The 16,124-nt window shown below is 53.7% G+C and carries 13 protein-coding genes; 6 read left to right on the forward strand and 7 right to left on the reverse strand.

From position 1 onward, the window contains the following. Positions 1–146: 146 nt before the first annotated feature. The 7 genes from K0I63_RS11615 to rnm all read right to left on the reverse strand — a co-directional run bounded on the left by K0I63_RS11615 (position 147) and on the right by rnm (position 8,652). Positions 147–2,825 carry a TonB-dependent receptor gene (locus tag K0I63_RS11615; RefSeq protein WP_220081143.1) on the reverse strand — a complete coding sequence of 893 codons (2,679 nt, stop codon included), beginning with the start codon at positions 2,823–2,825 and terminating at the stop codon, positions 147–149. A 590-nt stretch (positions 2,826–3,415) separates the two neighbouring features. Further along, on the reverse strand, positions 3,416–4,330 hold the full coding sequence (locus tag K0I63_RS11620) for a sialidase family protein (RefSeq protein WP_220081144.1): 915 nt from the start codon (positions 4,328–4,330) through the stop codon (positions 3,416–3,418). Positions 4,331–4,730: 400 nt separating this feature from the next. Continuing rightward, a complete protein-coding gene (rluB, locus tag K0I63_RS11625) occupies positions 4,731–5,597 on the reverse strand; it encodes a 23S rRNA pseudouridine(2605) synthase RluB (protein ID WP_220042662.1) in 867 nt (288 codons plus the stop codon). After that, positions 5,590–6,207, reverse strand: a complete 618-nt coding sequence (gene scpB, locus K0I63_RS11630) for an SMC-Scp complex subunit ScpB (RefSeq protein ID WP_220083429.1) — start codon at positions 6,205–6,207, stop codon at positions 5,590–5,592. Before scpB ends, rluB begins: the two co-directional genes overlap by 8 nt. A 15-nt stretch (positions 6,208–6,222) precedes the next feature. Beyond that, positions 6,223–7,011: a segregation and condensation protein A gene (locus K0I63_RS11635; RefSeq protein WP_220081145.1), complete on the reverse strand. Its 789-nt coding sequence runs from the start codon at positions 7,009–7,011 to the stop codon at positions 6,223–6,225. Between the two features lie 163 nt (positions 7,012–7,174). After that, positions 7,175–7,795 (reverse strand): L-threonylcarbamoyladenylate synthase, encoded by a 621-nt coding sequence (locus K0I63_RS11640; protein ID WP_220081146.1) that lies wholly within the window; start codon positions 7,793–7,795, stop codon positions 7,175–7,177. Beyond that, positions 7,792–8,652 carry an RNase RNM gene (gene rnm, locus K0I63_RS11645; RefSeq protein WP_220060548.1) on the reverse strand — a complete coding sequence of 287 codons (861 nt, stop codon included), beginning with the start codon at positions 8,650–8,652 and terminating at the stop codon, positions 7,792–7,794. Before rnm ends, K0I63_RS11640 begins: the two co-directional genes overlap by 4 nt. Before the next feature lie 713 nt (positions 8,653–9,365). Between rnm and K0I63_RS11650 the strand changes: the two genes are divergently transcribed. The 6 genes from K0I63_RS11650 to trpA are packed head-to-tail and all read left to right on the forward strand — an operon-like array spanning position 9,366 to position 16,083. Continuing rightward, on the forward strand, positions 9,366–10,919 hold the full coding sequence (locus K0I63_RS11650; RefSeq protein WP_220081147.1) for an anthranilate synthase component 1: 1,554 nt from the start codon (positions 9,366–9,368) through the stop codon (positions 10,917–10,919). Further along, positions 10,916–11,524 carry an aminodeoxychorismate/anthranilate synthase component II gene (locus K0I63_RS11655; RefSeq protein WP_220081148.1) on the forward strand — a complete coding sequence of 203 codons (609 nt, stop codon included), beginning with the start codon at positions 10,916–10,918 and terminating at the stop codon, positions 11,522–11,524. Before K0I63_RS11650 ends, K0I63_RS11655 begins: the two co-directional genes overlap by 4 nt. After that, positions 11,521–12,576, forward strand: coding sequence for an anthranilate phosphoribosyltransferase (gene trpD, locus K0I63_RS11660; protein ID WP_220083430.1), 1,056 nt, complete (start codon positions 11,521–11,523; stop codon positions 12,574–12,576). The genes K0I63_RS11655 and trpD overlap by 4 nt, the downstream gene beginning before the upstream one ends. Next, on the forward strand, positions 12,576–14,027 hold the full coding sequence (trpCF, locus tag K0I63_RS11665) for a bifunctional indole-3-glycerol-phosphate synthase TrpC/phosphoribosylanthranilate isomerase TrpF (protein WP_220081149.1): 1,452 nt from the start codon (positions 12,576–12,578) through the stop codon (positions 14,025–14,027). Before trpD ends, trpCF begins: the two co-directional genes overlap by 1 nt. Before the next feature lie 51 nt (positions 14,028–14,078). Further along, complete coding sequence (gene trpB / locus K0I63_RS11670) at positions 14,079–15,287, forward strand: tryptophan synthase subunit beta (protein WP_144203214.1); 1,209 nt, start codon at positions 14,079–14,081, stop codon at positions 15,285–15,287. Then, on the forward strand, positions 15,280–16,083 hold the full coding sequence (trpA, locus tag K0I63_RS11675; RefSeq protein ID WP_220081150.1) for a tryptophan synthase subunit alpha: 804 nt from the start codon (positions 15,280–15,282) through the stop codon (positions 16,081–16,083). The genes trpB and trpA overlap by 8 nt, the downstream gene beginning before the upstream one ends. Positions 16,084–16,124 lie beyond the last annotated feature (41 nt).

Raw genomic sequence — 16,124 nt, forward strand, 5'->3', positions numbered from 1 at the left:
CGCTCAGTCGAGCCAATCGAGTTAGTCACGCTAGCCGCGCCAGTCGACAACTAATTTAAAAGACAGTCCACTTAATAACGCCCATAAAAAAGCCTCCTGAATCAGGAGGCTTTTATCGTTAAGTCACAGGGAGGGTGAATAACGATTTAGAACTTCTGGTTAATACGCAGATAGAAGGTACGACCCAATACATCGTATAGGTTGGTGTTCACATCGCGATAACCCGCATAGTCATACCAAGTCGGTGCTTTCTCGTCGAACAGGTTGTTCACACCCACTGTGATAGTACCGTTCCAATCATGGGTGTAACCCACCTGGAAGTTATGCTTGAAGTAGCTTGGTGTGTCGATGATGTAGTCGTAACCAAGGTCGCGCCACATTGCACCTGACTGACTACCGATATACACGGTTGTCCAAGCCGCGCTGAAATCGTTGTAGTACCAAGCCGCGGCGAAGTTACCACGCCAATCAGGATAGTCTTGGGTACCTGAGTAATCGATCTTCTCAGATTCGGCATCGGCCTGCTCTTTAAAGTCGAGGATGTGAGTAACATCTAGCTTAAGGTTGAAGTCACCGAAGCCTGTCTCGAAGTTGTATGAAGAAGCAAAGTCAAAACCAGACGTTTCCAGCGATGCCTTGTTCACATAACCACTTTCAAGGTACTCAATCTTACCATCTGGGCCACGAGTCACGAAGTCAGAGCCACCGTTGATCTTCTCATCACGGATCACGTCTGATGCGCTAACAGCTTCAATCTTGTTGTCATAAGTGATTGAGTAATATGACAGTTCAACACTCCACGCATCGGTCACGTTCCAGACGCCACCCAATGTCAGTGAGTTACCCTCTTCCGCTTCTAGATTCGGGTTACCACCAAACCAAGTCTTGTGCTGGTTACCTGTAGCACAGTAATTGGCGTCAGAATCGTTGTTGGCTTCACACCAAACCGAATCATAGGCCTTCTCGAAGCTCAGAGATTGCGACGAGAACATCTCACCCATGTTTGGTGCGCGGAATGAATCACCGTAGCTAGCACGCAGCAGCAACGAATCGACAGGGCGCCAGCTCAAACCAAACTTAGGTACGACGGCATCGAATGTAGAAGAGTTAGTCACCTGACCTTCTGCACCCGTCAAGGTACCTTCCTGCTCATAACGCTCATAACGTAGCGCCGCTGACAGTTCGAAGTTGGCAGGTAGTGCCATCTGGATTTCGGTATAGGCAGACTGACGTGTACGCTCAGCATCAACATCGTCACCGCCCGAACCACCAGAGATAATGCCAGAAGCCGACTCTGGATCAGAGGTTTGCTTGAAGTTGATCATCTCATACTCTAAACCACCTACGATGGCCACTGAGAAATCACCTTGTTCATACAGCATGGTGCTGGCAAGACCGTCGATCTGCGTGCTGTCGAACTTACCTTGGTATACACCAGTGTGGTTTGCGGCAGAATACAGTGCAGTCATCTGCTGCTCCCACTCTGCATAGCTCATACCTGAGGTATTGAAAACATCATAGTTGCCAGTATCGATCTCGCTCTGAATGATGTTGTCGTTGATCAGGTTGTAGTTAAAGGCGTTAGTGGTCGATGCAGAGTGCTGCGCGTTCAGCTCCCAATCGATACCATTACCCACGTCGGCATAACCCACGAAGCCACCTAGGATATCGAAACTGTTTGTTTCGGTTAGGGTGTCGCGCTCACCAATCTGAACAGAGCGCATGTACAGCGTCATGTCCTTACCCGTTGGGTTATATTGGTTATCCGCACTCATCACAGGATAGTTAGTCGATACTGGTGTACCGGCATAACGTGTGTTGGTTTCGCTCAAAGATGCGGTACCACGACCACGGAAGCGAATGTTATCTGTGATGTCATAGTTAAAGTTGGTCATGAAAGAGTTGCGGGTCATGTCACCAAATAGCTTGGTTACCGCGCCATAGCTGTATAGACAGCGACCATTGTTCTGACCATCTGTGGTATCGGCAACGTTATCGGTATCGGCACACATCTCAGAGTTTGAGTAGAATGCATAGATATCATCACCATCGGCATCTTTCTCACCGGTGTTATAGTAGCCATTCGGCACAGAGCTGAAAGAGCTGTAGTCACCATAGCTAGGATCATCCATGTTCCAGATGTCACGGTCCATCACAGCCTTAGTGTCATAGTACTCATAGGTAAAAGTCACATTACCTTTCTCAGAGTTGAAGCCAGCCGCAATAGAGAAACGATTGGCATCACCGCCTTCTACGCTAGGCTGCTCTGTGCTGAAGTCGACTTGGAATCCATCAAACTCTTTCTTGGTAATGATGTTAATTACACCTGCTACGGCGTCTGAGCCATAAACCGCAGAGGCACCATCACGTAGGATCTCGATACGTTCAACGATTGCTAGTGGGATCTGAGATGTATCTGCCTCGGCACCCGAGCTAGAGCTGGTACCAGGCATACGACGGCCATCAAGCAACACCAAGGTAGCCTGAGAACCTAAACCACGCATGTTGACTGTTGAAGTCGCACTCGCACCCGAACCATAACCCGAAGTACCACGCCAAGAACCAAAGGCGTTGATAGAAGAGTTATTCAAGACGTCGGCAACGGTTTTTTCACCGGTCAACGCGATATCTGCCGCACTTAATACAGTCACAGGAGACGAAGTCTCCATATCAACTTGCTTAATACGCGAACCAGTTACTTCGATGCGTTCAACTTTATCGCTTTGCTCTTCAGCAATTGCGATACCAGAAAATGCAATGCTAGATGTCGCGGCGGCAAATAAGCCTACGCGAACCGCTTTTGCTGTTAAGGTCAAAGAGTTCATATGTTTCCCTCATAATACGAAACCAGACAATCTGAGTTTCGATCATTAATTTATTTTTTATTTTTAAAATAAGAAGAATGTCCTTCGGTGAAGATATTGTGAAAAAAGATAAAATAAGTCAACGCAGTTAACATGAAAATAACCACAATGATAAACATTGATACAACTCGATAATAAAAAACGATACCACTCACCCGGCAAGAGTGACCCATTCACCTGATTTATAAAGGGTTTTTGTGGCAATCAAGATTATCGAAAAATGTAAAAATACAAAAACAATCAGATGATACAAATTAATACGTCTGTGCTAAATATGTTTAATAGTTTAACGAAAGATCAATTAAATATAAAAAACAACCACAAAAGTAACAATGTAAAATAATGTATCTTGACGGTAAGAAAGGGTAAATAACAATTTTAACAACAAAAACGTTAAAACTTATCTATTACGCACCTTAACCTTTACCTTAAAAATAAATTAAAAATTCACAGAATTAGAAAGAATTGACATTCAGGATATTTGACTAAACAAAATGCGAAAATACAGAAGTGATAAAGACCAAATGATGTCTCACTCGGTCTTAAATAGGTTAAAGGGCAATTTTAGCGAAATAAATGGCGCAGTCGCCTTCGTGGGAGGAGTAATAACTGACCATCAAGATATTGTCACAGAGCACGACACCGGCATAACTGGTGTCGCCGCCCGAAGGCAGGGTGAGCAACTCCGCTATTTGCGCGCTTTGTCTGTCGATCGCCACCAGAGCGGTACGCACACGACCATCATAGAGGCGCACCACGCCATAAAGCTGACCTTGATAGAGAAAGGTTACGGGTCCCCCTATGCGGCAATTCGCCGTTTGCCAATGCCACTGGGTATATGGAGGCGCTGACTCGCCCAGCAATGCACGCTCATCGGTCTGCCACAGTGGATCCCGGCGTAGCAGACAGATGGCTTTGTCTGCCTCGTCGAACACTAAACCAGACTCATTGACATAACCGGCCTGACTAAGCTTCTCCACTAAGGGATGAAAATCGGTATTAGCGTCGCTCTTATACAGCGCCGCATAGCCATCATGTTCATGACAATAATAGGCAATCCCATAGAAGTGGCCCTTATGGGGCGTGATGCGCCACAGCCACTCTCTCTCTTTTACCAGCGCCCTTGGCACAGACCAATGTATCCCATCATCAGATTGCCAGCAGTAAGAGCGCATGCCCTCACCCTTGCCCTCATGCATAGCGGCGCCGCCAAACAGGAATAGGCTATCCCCATCGACCACCAGCTTACCGTCCCTGAGGTCGGCAAAATCGGCCTCGATGAGGGCAACACTATGCCAGTCTTGTCCATCATTATCGGTGCATAGGATCCGCAGCGCACCATCAGGTGAGACATGGGCACTGGCTTCCCTGAATACGCAATAGAGCTTGCCGCGAAAGAGAGCAAGATCGGTAAAGGCATTGTGAGCCGACTTATCCCATATTTTGGTGACTGAGCATAATTTCATCTTGCGCTTCCTGTTGCTAATAAGCTTCATCATGGCTGACGATGACAGATGACTCAAGTCTGTGAGGCTTAGGGAAGGTGCGAATAATTCCAGTGCTTGCTCTGCGTGTGCTTAAAGTGGGTAGATACAAGGCACAGTTTGCAGCGAATGGCCCTAGTCCTTCGCAAGAACTGTAACGCAGCAAATACCACTGTAAGCCTCGCCCTGCGGGGCTTTGATAGCAACACCATTTCGGCGTTATTCAACTTCAGCAGGCCTCGGCATGTCCTCAGTTGAATGCCTTGAAATGCCTCTGCTATCAAAGCCAGAGCTATGCAACGACTTGTTCGCACCTTCCTTAGGCAACACTAGAAAAAAGCATAAAAAAAGCCGCACGAGGCGGCTTTTTTTATGCTTTGTTTTAGCTGCGTTGACGCGGCGTTTTACCCGCTGTGGTCTTGTGCTTACGCACTGCGCGGCGGATCTTGGCGCTTTTCACCTTGGCGCGGGCCACACTGTGTTTGTCTGTGCCCAGCAGGGTGCGCGTCTCCTCATCCATACCGGCCAGCTTACGCAGATAGTTTACCTGCTCGATTGGCAGCTCGACCCAACCACCGCGAGGCAGCGACTTAGGCAGATCTATCATGCCGTAGCGAATGCGGATCAGGCGGCTCACCTGCACTTCCTGGGATTCCCACAGGCGGCGAACCTCACGGTTACGGCCTTCTGCTAGCGACACATGCCACCATTTATTCATGCCCTCGCCACCGGCAGGCTTCACCTTGTCAAAATGGGCCGGGCCATCTTCCAAGGTAACGCCACTGCGCAGACGTTGAATACAGGCATCGGTCACCTCACCAAAGGTGCGCACGGCATATTCACGCTCCACCTCATGAGACGGGTGCATCAAGCGGTTGGCCAGCTCACCGTCAGAGGTAAACAGCAACAAGCCTGAGGTGTTGATATCCAGACGACCTACCGCCACCCAGCGAGAATCTCGGGTCTTAGGCAGACGGTCGAATACCGTCGGGCGCCCTTCGGGATCTTTGCGGCTGCAGATCTCCCCTTCAGGCTTGTGATAGGCGATCACGCGGCAAACCAAGTCATCCTCAGACTTGATCGATACAGTACGACCATCGATACGCACCTTGGCATCGGCCTCGATACGATCGCCCAATTTGGCAATTTCACCGTCTATACTAACTCGGCCTGCAGCAATCCATGCCTCCATCTCACGACGGGAGCCATGGCCTGCACGGGCCAAGACTTTCTGCAATTTTTCACTCATTAGTAGACTCTTCATCGGTTTGAGGCGCTGTGTTGTCAGGGGTCGACTCGACCGCCTGGGTTTGTCCAAACAGCGCCGCTAGTGACTCGGCATCGGATAAGGGAGGAAGGTCCGCTATCCTGTCCAAGCCAAAATAGGCTAAAAATTCATTTGTGGTCGCATAGAGCGCGGGCCTGCCCGGCACCTCTTTATGACCGACAATCTTAATCCAGTGTCTATCGGATAGACTCTTGATGATATGGCTTCCCACGGCCACACCACGTACAAACTCAATATCGGCGCGGGTGACCGGCTGACGATAGGCGATCACCGCCAGGGTCTCCAGGGTCGCCCGGGAATATCTCGGCGCCTTCTCCTGCCACAGTGGCTGCAGATAGGGACTCAAGGTTTCGATGGACTGAAAACGATATCCGCCCGCCACCTTGACTAACTCTATGCCGCGCCCCTGATAATCCTGCTGCAACTCCTCTATGGCGGCCTTAACCTTGGCGCGGGAGACGCTAAAGTTTGCCAGCACACTTTCATTTAAGTGCTTGATAGAGACAGTCCTAGCCATCACAAACAGACTGGCTTCAATCAGCTGCTTGAGCTGATCCGGGTTTATTTGCAGTTTCTTACTCGACAATCAATAGGCCCTAACATGTATGGTCGACAGCGGCTGCGCCTGAATTAGGTCGACCAGAAGCTCTTTTACCAGCTCCATCAGCGCAAGAAAGCTCACTACCACGCCGGATCGCCCCTCAGAAACATCAAACAGCTGCTCGAAAGGCACATAGGACTTGCCTTCTAGCATAGCCAATATTTGCGTCATGCGTTCCCGTGTCGACAGATGTTCCCGCTGCACATGGTGATGCTCTGTGGCCTCGACCCGCTTTAACACGGCGGCGAAGGCACCGGCCAACTCCACCAGGGAAACCGACGGCGGCACTAACACCGGCTTGATATCAGGCGCGGGCAACACCTTAGCCTGAAACACATCTCGCTCGAGTCGCGGCAAGGCATCTAGCCTTTGCTGCGCGTCTTTAATCACCTCGTAGGCCTTAAGCTGTCTAATCAGCTGGGCACGGGGATCAGCCTCATCTTCCTCTGCAAGCTCGGGTCTTGGCAGCAAGAGACGCGACTTGATCTCGGCCAGGGTTGCGGCCATCACCAGATAGTCGGCGGCCAGTTCCACCCTCGCCCCCTGCAACAGCTCGATATACTCAAGATATTGATCCGTCACCGGCGCAATGGCCATCTCGACCACATCCAGTTTCTGCTTACGGATCAGATAGAGCAGCAGATCCAGCGGGCCTTCGAAAGACTCGAGAAACACCTCTAACGCCTCGGGCGGAATAAAGAGATCCGCCGGCAGCTCCTTAACGGGCTCGCCCCTGACCACGGCCAAAGGTAAACTTTGCTGAGTCCCCAGCATCCGCTCTCCAAGTCAGCAGACAGGCAATTTCCTGCCACAGGCTAAAGGTTAGATAATAACGATAAATTACCGCCATTTAGGGCGAATAACCACCCGTTTCTGGCGAGGCTAATCGACACCAAACGCGCGATTATACCTGCAAATTTGACCAATAGACAGGGCTTTAGCCAAACTGGCTAATATCCCCTGCACCTTCACGTAAGATCTCAATATCGCCCTCGGAGAGATCGATAACCGTAGTCGGCTTCTCACCCAGATAACCGCCATGAATAATCACGTCTACCTGATGCTCGAGGATGTCACGGATATGCTCGGGATCTGACTCGGTAAACTCTTCACCCGGCAGGATAAGACTGGTAGACATCAGCGGTGCATCGAGCGCCTCCAGCAGCGCCAGGGCAATCACATTGTCTGGCACGCGAATACCGATAGTCTTCTTCTTCGGGTTCTGTAGGCGCTTAGGCACCTCTTTGGTGGCCTTGAAGATGAAGGTAAAAGGACCAGGGGTGTTGTGCTTGAGCACGCGGTAAGCCTGGTTATCCACCCTGGCATAGGTCGCCAGCTCAGACTGATCACGCACCATCAAGGAGAAGTTGTGATCGTTCTCGATCTGACGAATACGCACTATGCGGGTCATCGCATCTTTCTCACCCAGCAGACAACCTAGGGCATAGCCAGAGTCTGTGGGATAGACCACCACGCCGCCCTGCTTAATCACATTGACCGCCTGATTAATCAGACGAACCTGAGGATTTTCCTCATGTACATAAAAAAATTGACTCATGGGTTTCCCATCCAATTATCCATTTGCCACACCCAATCGACACCTTGGGGTTGGAACATATTTCTACCTAACTCGAGCCAGCTACCGGGAAAATGAAAATCGCTTCCCAGCGATGCATGCAGTTCATTGAGCCGACTCAAGGCTATTAAATTGTTACGATCGTCCAAGGTCTGCTGACCCAGCACCACTTCCATGGCATCGCCACCGGCGGCCTTAAATTCACGCACTAGACGCTTTAGCCATTTGGCCGACAACTTGTAGCCGCTGGGGTGTGCCAGCACGGCGACGCCGCCCGCCTCATGAATGATGGCGATAGCGGTTTCCATGTCAGACCAATTGTTCGGCACATAGCCAGTCTTGCCCCGGGCCAGGTATTTCTTAAACACGGCAGCGGCATTGGTGGCATAGCCGTTGTCCGCCAGCCAGCGCGCATAGTGGCCACGACTCAGCGCCGCACCTTCGGCTAACGCCTTAGCCCCTTCATAGGCGCCGCTGATGCCCGCCTTCTCCAGGCGCACGCCTATCTCCATCGCCCGCGCCTCACGCAAGGCCCGCTGCTGGGTCAAGAAGGCATCCAGCCCCTGATGTTCAGGATCAATATTTAAGGCAACGATATGAATATCGAAGTTATTCCAACGGGTAGAGATCTCGCAGCCGTTAATCAGAGTTAGAGGCTCTGCTTGACTATCGTTGAAGCTGTGGGCTTCCTTGAGACCGGCTAAGGTATCGTGATCGGTAATGGCCAGCATCTGCACCCCATTGTCCAGGGCGCGGGCCACTAATTCTGACGGGGTTAACTGGCCGTCGGATGCCGTGGTGTGGCTGTGAAGATCGATTAAACGCGTTTCATCTGTCATCCCTTTATTCTACTCGACTTTGTTATTAGAAACATCTAATTGGATGAAAATGGACGAAATTGCATAAGATTCGTTAAATCTCCTCGGTAATCACCGCAGATTGTGATCTTAAGGTGTAAGGGCCTGTAGAACTTTCAAGTTTGATTTTTGTTCAATCTAAACGCGTTTTGCGCGAGGCGGCAGCAATGAAGCATAGTTACTCTATGTGAATTGCGAGCAACAAAGTGCAGGGCGCGTTTAGATGAACCCATAGGGCAGCGTTTGCAGGCAATTTCTACTGCGTTATCGCCTGTTTGTATAGAACAACTACAAGACACAGGCTCTGCCTTGTATTAATCACCTTCAAACTGCTGCAAAAACAAACAGCAAAGTCCGACAGGCCCTTAATAACAGCCAAATAGAAAAATATTCAATTGACAAGGCAGCGGAGGGGATGTTTTTATATAGTCATCAACAAGATTTTACCTTTACATGAGATAGACACTGAAATGACGACGCAGCTATTCAACAACATCAACTGGTGGTGGCACTTCCCAACATAGCGGGTGGTGTGAATTTCTGTGCTCATGTAAAAGAGACAAGATTTAAACAAAAAGCCCGCACTCGATGCGGGCTTTTTGCATTTAATCGCCTAATTTTATTAATAGATTTATAAACGACTAACCCAAACGCATAAACAAGTTAGTCTACTATCGGCAAGTAGGAGCGCAAATATGGGGCAAGAGTTTCTGGCCAGCGTCAACACGATAAAGGAGCGGATCACCTATCATGATGATCCTCTCCAGCTGTATCAGCACCTGACGCAGGATGCGGCACATACCATGTTGCTGGAGTCGGCTGAGATCGACAGTAAGGACCACCTTAAAAGCATCATCATGACCCACGCCGCCCTGGCCATACGTTGTGAAGGTTACCGACTCAGCTTCACCGCGCTGAGCGACAATGGTCAGGCGCTGCTGGTCCCCATCGCCCGCTTCTTCGGCGAAGATGAAAGCCAGGTCGATGGCAAGACGTTGACCTTAGTCCTGCAAAAAGACACCTCGCTCCTGGATGAAGATGCCAGATTAAAATCTACCTCACCGCTCGATGGCCTGCGCAGCCTGATAAAGCATATCGACATGGGCGATGATGCCCAATTTGAAAGCCTGTTCCTCGGCGGCGTATTGGCGTTCGATCTTATCGACACGGTAGAGCCGCTCCCCAAGGTGAGCCAAAGCGCCAATACCTGCCCAGATTACCTCTTCTACCTGGCCGAAACCCTGATCCTGGTCGATCATCAAGCGCGCAGCGCCGATATCATCAGCCATGATTTTACCCAACAGGCAGATGTTAAGGCGGCATTGGCCGAGCGAGTCGCCCAGCTGCACCAGGCCTGTAGCAGCCTTCCCGATATCGCCCCGCTCTGCCCTGTGGATGCCGAGACCCAGGTTAATGTCTCTGATGATGAGTTTAAGACCATAGTGACAGATCTTAAGTCTCACATCGTCGCCGGCGATATCTTTCAGGTGGTGCCATCACGCAGCTTCAGCCTGCCTTGCCCGAATGCCCTGGGCGCATACCGCGCCCTGAGACTAACCAATCCCAGCCCCTACATGTTCTACTTCAGAGGCGATAACTTTACCCTGTTTGGCGCCTCGCCAGAGAGCGCCCTCAAATATGAAGCCAGCACCAACCAGGTGGAGATCTACCCCATCGCCGGAACCCGCAAGCGCGGCAAGACGGCGAGCGGCGAGATAGATTTCGATCTCGACAGCCGCATCGAACTGGAACTGCGCCTGGATAAGAAAGAGCTGTCCGAGCACCTGATGTTGGTGGACTTGGCCCGAAACGATGTGGCCCGCATCAGCCAGAGCGGCACCCGCAAGGTGGCCGAGCTGCTGAAAGTGGATCGCTACTCCCATGTAATGCACCTGGTCAGTAGGGTCACTGGCCAGCTTAGAAGCGATCTCGATGCCCTCCACGCCTATCAGGCCTGCATGAACATGGGCACACTTACCGGCGCCCCTAAGGTAAGCGCAGCCCAGCTTATTCGCGGCGCCGAAAAGACCCGCCGCGGCAGCTACGGCGGCGCCGTGGGCTATCTCAACGGCCTTGGCGACATGGACACCTGCATAGTGATCCGCTCCGCCTTTGTTAAAGAGGGCACGGCCCATATTCAAGCCGGTGCAGGCGTGGTGTATGACTCAGATCCCCAGGCAGAAGCCGACGAGACCCGCCAGAAGGCCCAAGCGGTCATATCAGCCATCAAGATGGGAGGCGGACAATGAAGCTCTACCTACTGGATAATTTCGACTCTTTTACCTACAACCTGGTGGATCAGTTCCGCAGCTTGGGCTTCGAGGTGGTGATCTACCGCAACGACTTAGATGCCCAGTTTATCGCCGACAAGCTACTGCAAGAGCAAGGCAAGGCGGCGCTGGTATTATCCCCCGGCCCGGGAGCGCCCCATGAGGCGGGCTGCCTGATGGCGCTTATCGGTCTGTTGGCTGGCAAGGTGCCCATGCTGGGGATCTGTTTAGGCCACCAGGCGATGATCGAACACTTCGGCGGCAAGGTGGAGCGCGCCAAACAGGTGGTTCATGGCAAGGCCAGCCCTACGATACACAGCTGCCAGGGGATCTTCGCCGGTCTGCCCTCGCCGCTACCTGTAGCCCGATACCACAGCTTAGTAGCGACACAGGTGCCCGACTGCCTGGAGGTGATCGCCACCACAGAGGAGATGCCCATGGCCATCTCCCACAAGAGCGTCAAGGCGGTGGGCTTTCAGTTCCATCCCGAGTCTATCTTGACCACGCTCGGCAGCCAGCTGCTGACCCAGACATTGACCTACCTGACCCAAGATGCCCAATTAAGCAGCGGCCAAGGAGTATAGTTATGAGTGAACTACAGCCGATTTTCGACAGGCTTTATCAGGGGCAAACCATCAGCCGCGAGGAGACCAAGGCGCTGTTTAGCGAGATAGTCGAGGGCAAGATGGATCCCGTCGCCATGGCCGGCATGTTGGTCGCGATGAAGATGCGCGGCGAGACCATAGATGAGATCTCCGGCGCCGCCGACGCCCTGCTGCAGGCCGCCAAGGCGTTTCCCGCCCCCAGTGAGGCCACACGTGCCCAGGGCATAGTAGATATCGTGGGTACGGGCGGTGACGGTCACAACACCATCAACATCTCGACCACCTCTGCCTTCGTGGCCGCGGCGGCGGGCGCTAAGGTGGCCAAACACGGCAATCGCAGCGTATCGAGCAAGTCGGGCTCCTCGGATCTGCTGGCGCAGTTTGGTATCGATCTCACCATGACGCCCGAAACAGCTAGGGACTGTCTCGACAATCTGGGGCTCTGCTTCCTGTTCGCGCCCCACTATCACGGCGGCGTGCGCCACGCGGTGCCTGTGCGTCAGGCACTGAAGACCCGCACCCTGTTTAACGTCTTAGGTCCATTGATCAATCCGGCCAGACCCGACTACATGCTGCTGGGCGTCTATGACCCTATGCTGGTGCGCCCTATCTGCGACGTGCTCAAGGCGCTGGACGTCAAACGCGCCATGGTGGTCCACGGCAGCGGCCTGGATGAGGTAGCGGTACACGGCGAAACCTTAGTCTGTGAGTTGAAACAGGGCGAAATTGTCGAATATTACCTCTCACCCGAGGCCCTGGGGCTCAGCCGCGCCGAGATATGCGATCTCGCCGGCGCTGGCCCTGCAGAAAACGCCGAAATCACCCGCGCCATATTGCAAGGCCATGGCGAGTTGGCGCACACTGAGGCGGTAGCCGCCAATGCAGGCTGCGCCCTCTATGTATCCGGCTGTTGTGACAGTCCACAGCAAGGTACGGCGCTGGCGCTACAGACCCTCGCCAGCGGCAAGGCATACACCCTACTCGAGCAGCTTGCTAGCGCGAGCCAAAGTGACAACCTAGGAACAAACTGATGCAAGCGAGTGTAAACAGTCAAACTGGCGAATCCAAGACAAGCAGCAACGTGCTGACCCGTATCGTCGACACTAAACCGGCTCATATCGCCGCCCTGAAACAGCGCTTCCCCGAGGCCTCGCTAACGCCCAAGGTGTCGGATCGCAGCCTGTATCAGGCACTCAAGGCGCCCAATGCCGGCTTCATCTTCGAGTGCAAGAAGGCCAGCCCCTCTAAGGGGCTCATCAGGCAAGCGTTCGATGTCGAGGCTATCGCCGATGTCTACAAGCATTATGCCGCAGCCATCTCGGTACTGACCGACGAGCAGTTCTTTCAGGGTGACATGGATTACCTGCCCAAGGTACGCGCCCGGGTGAGCCAGCCCATTCTATGTAAAGATTTCTTCGTCGATCCCTATCAGGTCAAACTAGCGGCCCACCAGGGCGCAGATGCCATACTACTGATGCTGTCGGTACTGGATGATGACCATTATCGCCAGTTGGCAAATCTGGCAGCCCAGTACCAGCTGGATGTGCTGACCGAGGTCAGCAATGAAGAGGAGCTCAAGCGCGCCATCGCCCTTGACGCCGCCATCATAGGGATCAACAACCGCAACCTGAGAGATCTCACCACAGATCTGGCGACCACTGAGGCTTTAGCCCCGCATATCCCAGCAGACCGCGTGGTAGTGAGCGAATCAGGCATCTACACTCAGCAGCAGGTAAGACGCCTGAGCCCCCTAGTGGATGGCTTCCTTGTAGGCAGCTCGCTGATGGCCGAGGCCGATCTGGATCTCGCCTGCCGCGCCCTGACCCTTGGCCACAACAAGGTCTGCGGCCTGACCCGCAGTGAAGATGTGCGCGCCGTCATTGACGCCGGCGCCCTCTACGGCGGACTAATCTTTGCCAAGAAATCGCCTCGCTACGTGAGCCCAGAACAGGCACTAGACTTAGTCGAGCAGCAGCGAAACAGCGGTAAGGGGCTGAATTTTGTCGGCGTCTTCGTCAACGAAGAGGTCTCCATCATCGCCGAGCTGGCCAAACGTTTAAACCTGTTTGCCGTGCAACTTCACGGCAGCGAGAGCGAATACGATATCGATCAGCTCAGACTTAAGCTAAATGAACTTGATTGCCAGACCCAGATCTGGAAGGCGGTAGCCGTCAGCGTCGACAGCGACGATTGCCAGGCCCCCTCCACGCCAGCCAATGCCGATCGCCTGCTCTACGACAGCAAGACAAAGGCGACTGACGGTGTGCAGTTTGGCGGCACGGGCCATGCCTTTAACTGGCAGCAGCAACTGCCGCACAAGGCTAATGCCATGTTGGCCGGTGGGCTTAACGCAGGCAATGCCTTCGACGCCGCCAGGCAGGGCTTCTTCGGCCTGGACTTTAACTCGGGCCTCGAATCGGCGCCGGGCATCAAGGATGCAGAGCTTATCAAGCAAGCCTTTACCGCCCTTAGAGAATATTAACGTTTTGCGGCGCACCTTAACGGCGCCGCCCCATACAGAGAGAGCTTTATGATGACTAAGCTGGACCCTTATTTCGGCGAATATGGCGGTATGTTTGTACCGCAGATTTTGATGCCCGCCCTCAAGCAGCTCGAAGCCGCCTTCGTCGATGCGCAGAACGATCCGAGCTTTCAAGCCGAATTTACCGATCTGCTGAAAAACTACGCCGGCAGACCGACCGCCTTGACGCTGACCCGTAACCTCAGCCCCAATCCTCTGGTGAAGATCTACCTCAAGCGTGAAGATCTGCTCCATGGCGGCGCCCACAAGACCAACCAGGTATTGGGTCAGGCCCTGCTGGCCAAGCGTATGGGCAAGAAAGAGATCATCGCCGAAACCGGCGCCGGACAGCACGGCGTGGCCACTGCACTTGCCTGCGCGCTATTGGGGCTCAAGTGTAAGGTCTACATGGGCGCCAAAGATGTCGAGCGTCAATCGCCCAACGTGTTCCGCATGCGCTTGATGGGCGCCGAGGTGATTCCGGTCACCTCAGGTTCTGCCACCTTGAAAGATGCCTGTAACGAGGCGATGCGCGACTGGTCCGCCAGTTACGACAAGGCTCACTACCTGCTAGGCACCGCCGCCGGCCCCCATCCCTTCCCCACCATAGTGCGTGAGTTTCAGCGCATGATTGGCGAAGAGACCAAAGCGCAAATACTCGACCGTGAAGGACGCCTGCCCGATGCGGTGATCGCCTGTGTCGGCGGCGGTTCAAACGCCATCGGCATGTTTGCCGACTTTATCGACGAGCCTTCGGTTAAGCTTATCGGTGTTGAGCCAGCAGGACTCGGCATAGACACGCCTAAACATGGCGCGCCGCTCAAGCACGGCAAGACGGGGATCTTCTTCGGTATGAAGGCGCCGCTGATGCAAGATAAAGAGGGCCAAATTGAGGAGTCTTACTCCATCTCCGCAGGCTTGGACTTCCCGTCTGTGGGCCCGCAGCACGCCCACCTGGCGGCGACCGGTCGCGCCACCTATGAGTCGGCCACAGATGACGAGGCCTTAGCCGCCTTCCAGCTGCTGGCCCGCAGCGAGGGGATCATCCCGGCGCTTGAATCGGCCCATGCCTTGGCCTATGCCATCAAGCTGGCCGAGGCCGCCACCGAGGAGACCCTATTGGTGGTCAACCTCTCAGGCCGCGGCGACAAGGATATCTTCACCGTCGCCGACATCTTAGAGAAACAACAAGCAAACAACGAGGAGAGCGGCAATGAGTAACCGTTATCAGGCAGCATTTGCCGCACTTAACGCAAGCGGGCGCGGCGCCTTCGTGCCTTTCGTCACCATAGGCGACCCCAACAGAGAATTGTCGCTGAAGATCATCGAAACCTTAGTGGAAAACGGCGCCGACGCCTTGGAGCTGGGCTTTCCCTTCTCCGATCCCCTCGCCGACGGCCCGGTGATCCAAGGCGCTAACCTGCGCGCCTTAGCCGCGGGCACCACGCCGGGTGGCTGTTTCGAGATCATCACTGCGGTGCGCGCCAAGTACCCAGAGCTGCCCATCGGCCTGCTGCTATACGCCAACCTGGTCTATGCCAACGGCGTCGAAGCCTTTTACGCCAAGGCCAAGGCTGCCGGCGTGGATTCTGTGCTTATCGCCGACGTGCCGGTGGAAGAGGCTGCCCCCTTTATCGCCGCCGCCAAGGCACACGAAGTAGCGCCAATCTTTATCGCGCCGCCCAATGGCGATGCCGAGACGCTGCGCCAGGTGGCCGAGCAGGGCCAGGGCTACACCTACCTGCTATCACGCGCCGGCGTCACGGGCACAGAGTCTAAGGCAGGCATGCCGCTGGATGAGATCCTAGCCCAGCTCAAAGCCTTCGACGCGCCGCCGCCCCTATTGGGCTTTGGCATCGCAGAGCCAGCTCAAGTCAAGGCCGCCATCGACTCGGGCGCGGCGGGCGCCATCTCGGGTTCTGCCGTGGTGAAGATCATCGAGGCCCATCGAGACGACGAGCAGGCCCTGCTCAGCGCCCTGGGTCAGTTTACCCGCGAGATGAAGGCGGCGACCTAAGCCTTAACGCCTAACCCCCTTCTCATCCAATCTAAAATCCC

The sequence above is a fragment of the Shewanella rhizosphaerae genome, assembly GCF_019457655.1.
Taxonomy (GTDB): Bacteria; Pseudomonadota; Gammaproteobacteria; order Enterobacterales; family Shewanellaceae; genus Shewanella; species Shewanella loihica.

Coding starts and splice junctions, on each gene's coding strand:
- trpA (WP_220081150.1), top strand. CDS start 15,280: ATGAGTAACCGTTATCAGGCAGCATTTGCCGCACTTAACGCAAGCGGG.
- trpCF (WP_220081149.1), top strand. CDS start 12,576: ATGCAAGCGAGTGTAAACAGTCAAACTGGCGAATCCAAGACAAGCAGC.
- trpB (WP_144203214.1), top strand. CDS start 14,079: ATGACTAAGCTGGACCCTTATTTCGGCGAATATGGCGGTATGTTTGTA.
- K0I63_RS11620 (WP_220081144.1), bottom strand. CDS start 4,330: ATGAAATTATGCTCAGTCACCAAAATATGGGATAAGTCGGCTCACAAT.
- K0I63_RS11615 (WP_220081143.1), bottom strand. CDS start 2,825: ATGAACTCTTTGACCTTAACAGCAAAAGCGGTTCGCGTAGGCTTATTT.
- K0I63_RS11635 (WP_220081145.1), bottom strand. CDS start 7,011: ATGCTGGGGACTCAGCAAAGTTTACCTTTGGCCGTGGTCAGGGGCGAG.
- K0I63_RS11650 (WP_220081147.1), top strand. CDS start 9,366: ATGGGGCAAGAGTTTCTGGCCAGCGTCAACACGATAAAGGAGCGGATC.
- rluB (WP_220042662.1), bottom strand. CDS start 5,597: ATGAGTGAAAAATTGCAGAAAGTCTTGGCCCGTGCAGGCCATGGCTCC.
- K0I63_RS11655 (WP_220081148.1), top strand. CDS start 10,916: ATGAAGCTCTACCTACTGGATAATTTCGACTCTTTTACCTACAACCTG.
- rnm (WP_220060548.1), bottom strand. CDS start 8,652: ATGACAGATGAAACGCGTTTAATCGATCTTCACAGCCACACCACGGCA.
- K0I63_RS11640 (WP_220081146.1), bottom strand. CDS start 7,795: ATGAGTCAATTTTTTTATGTACATGAGGAAAATCCTCAGGTTCGTCTG.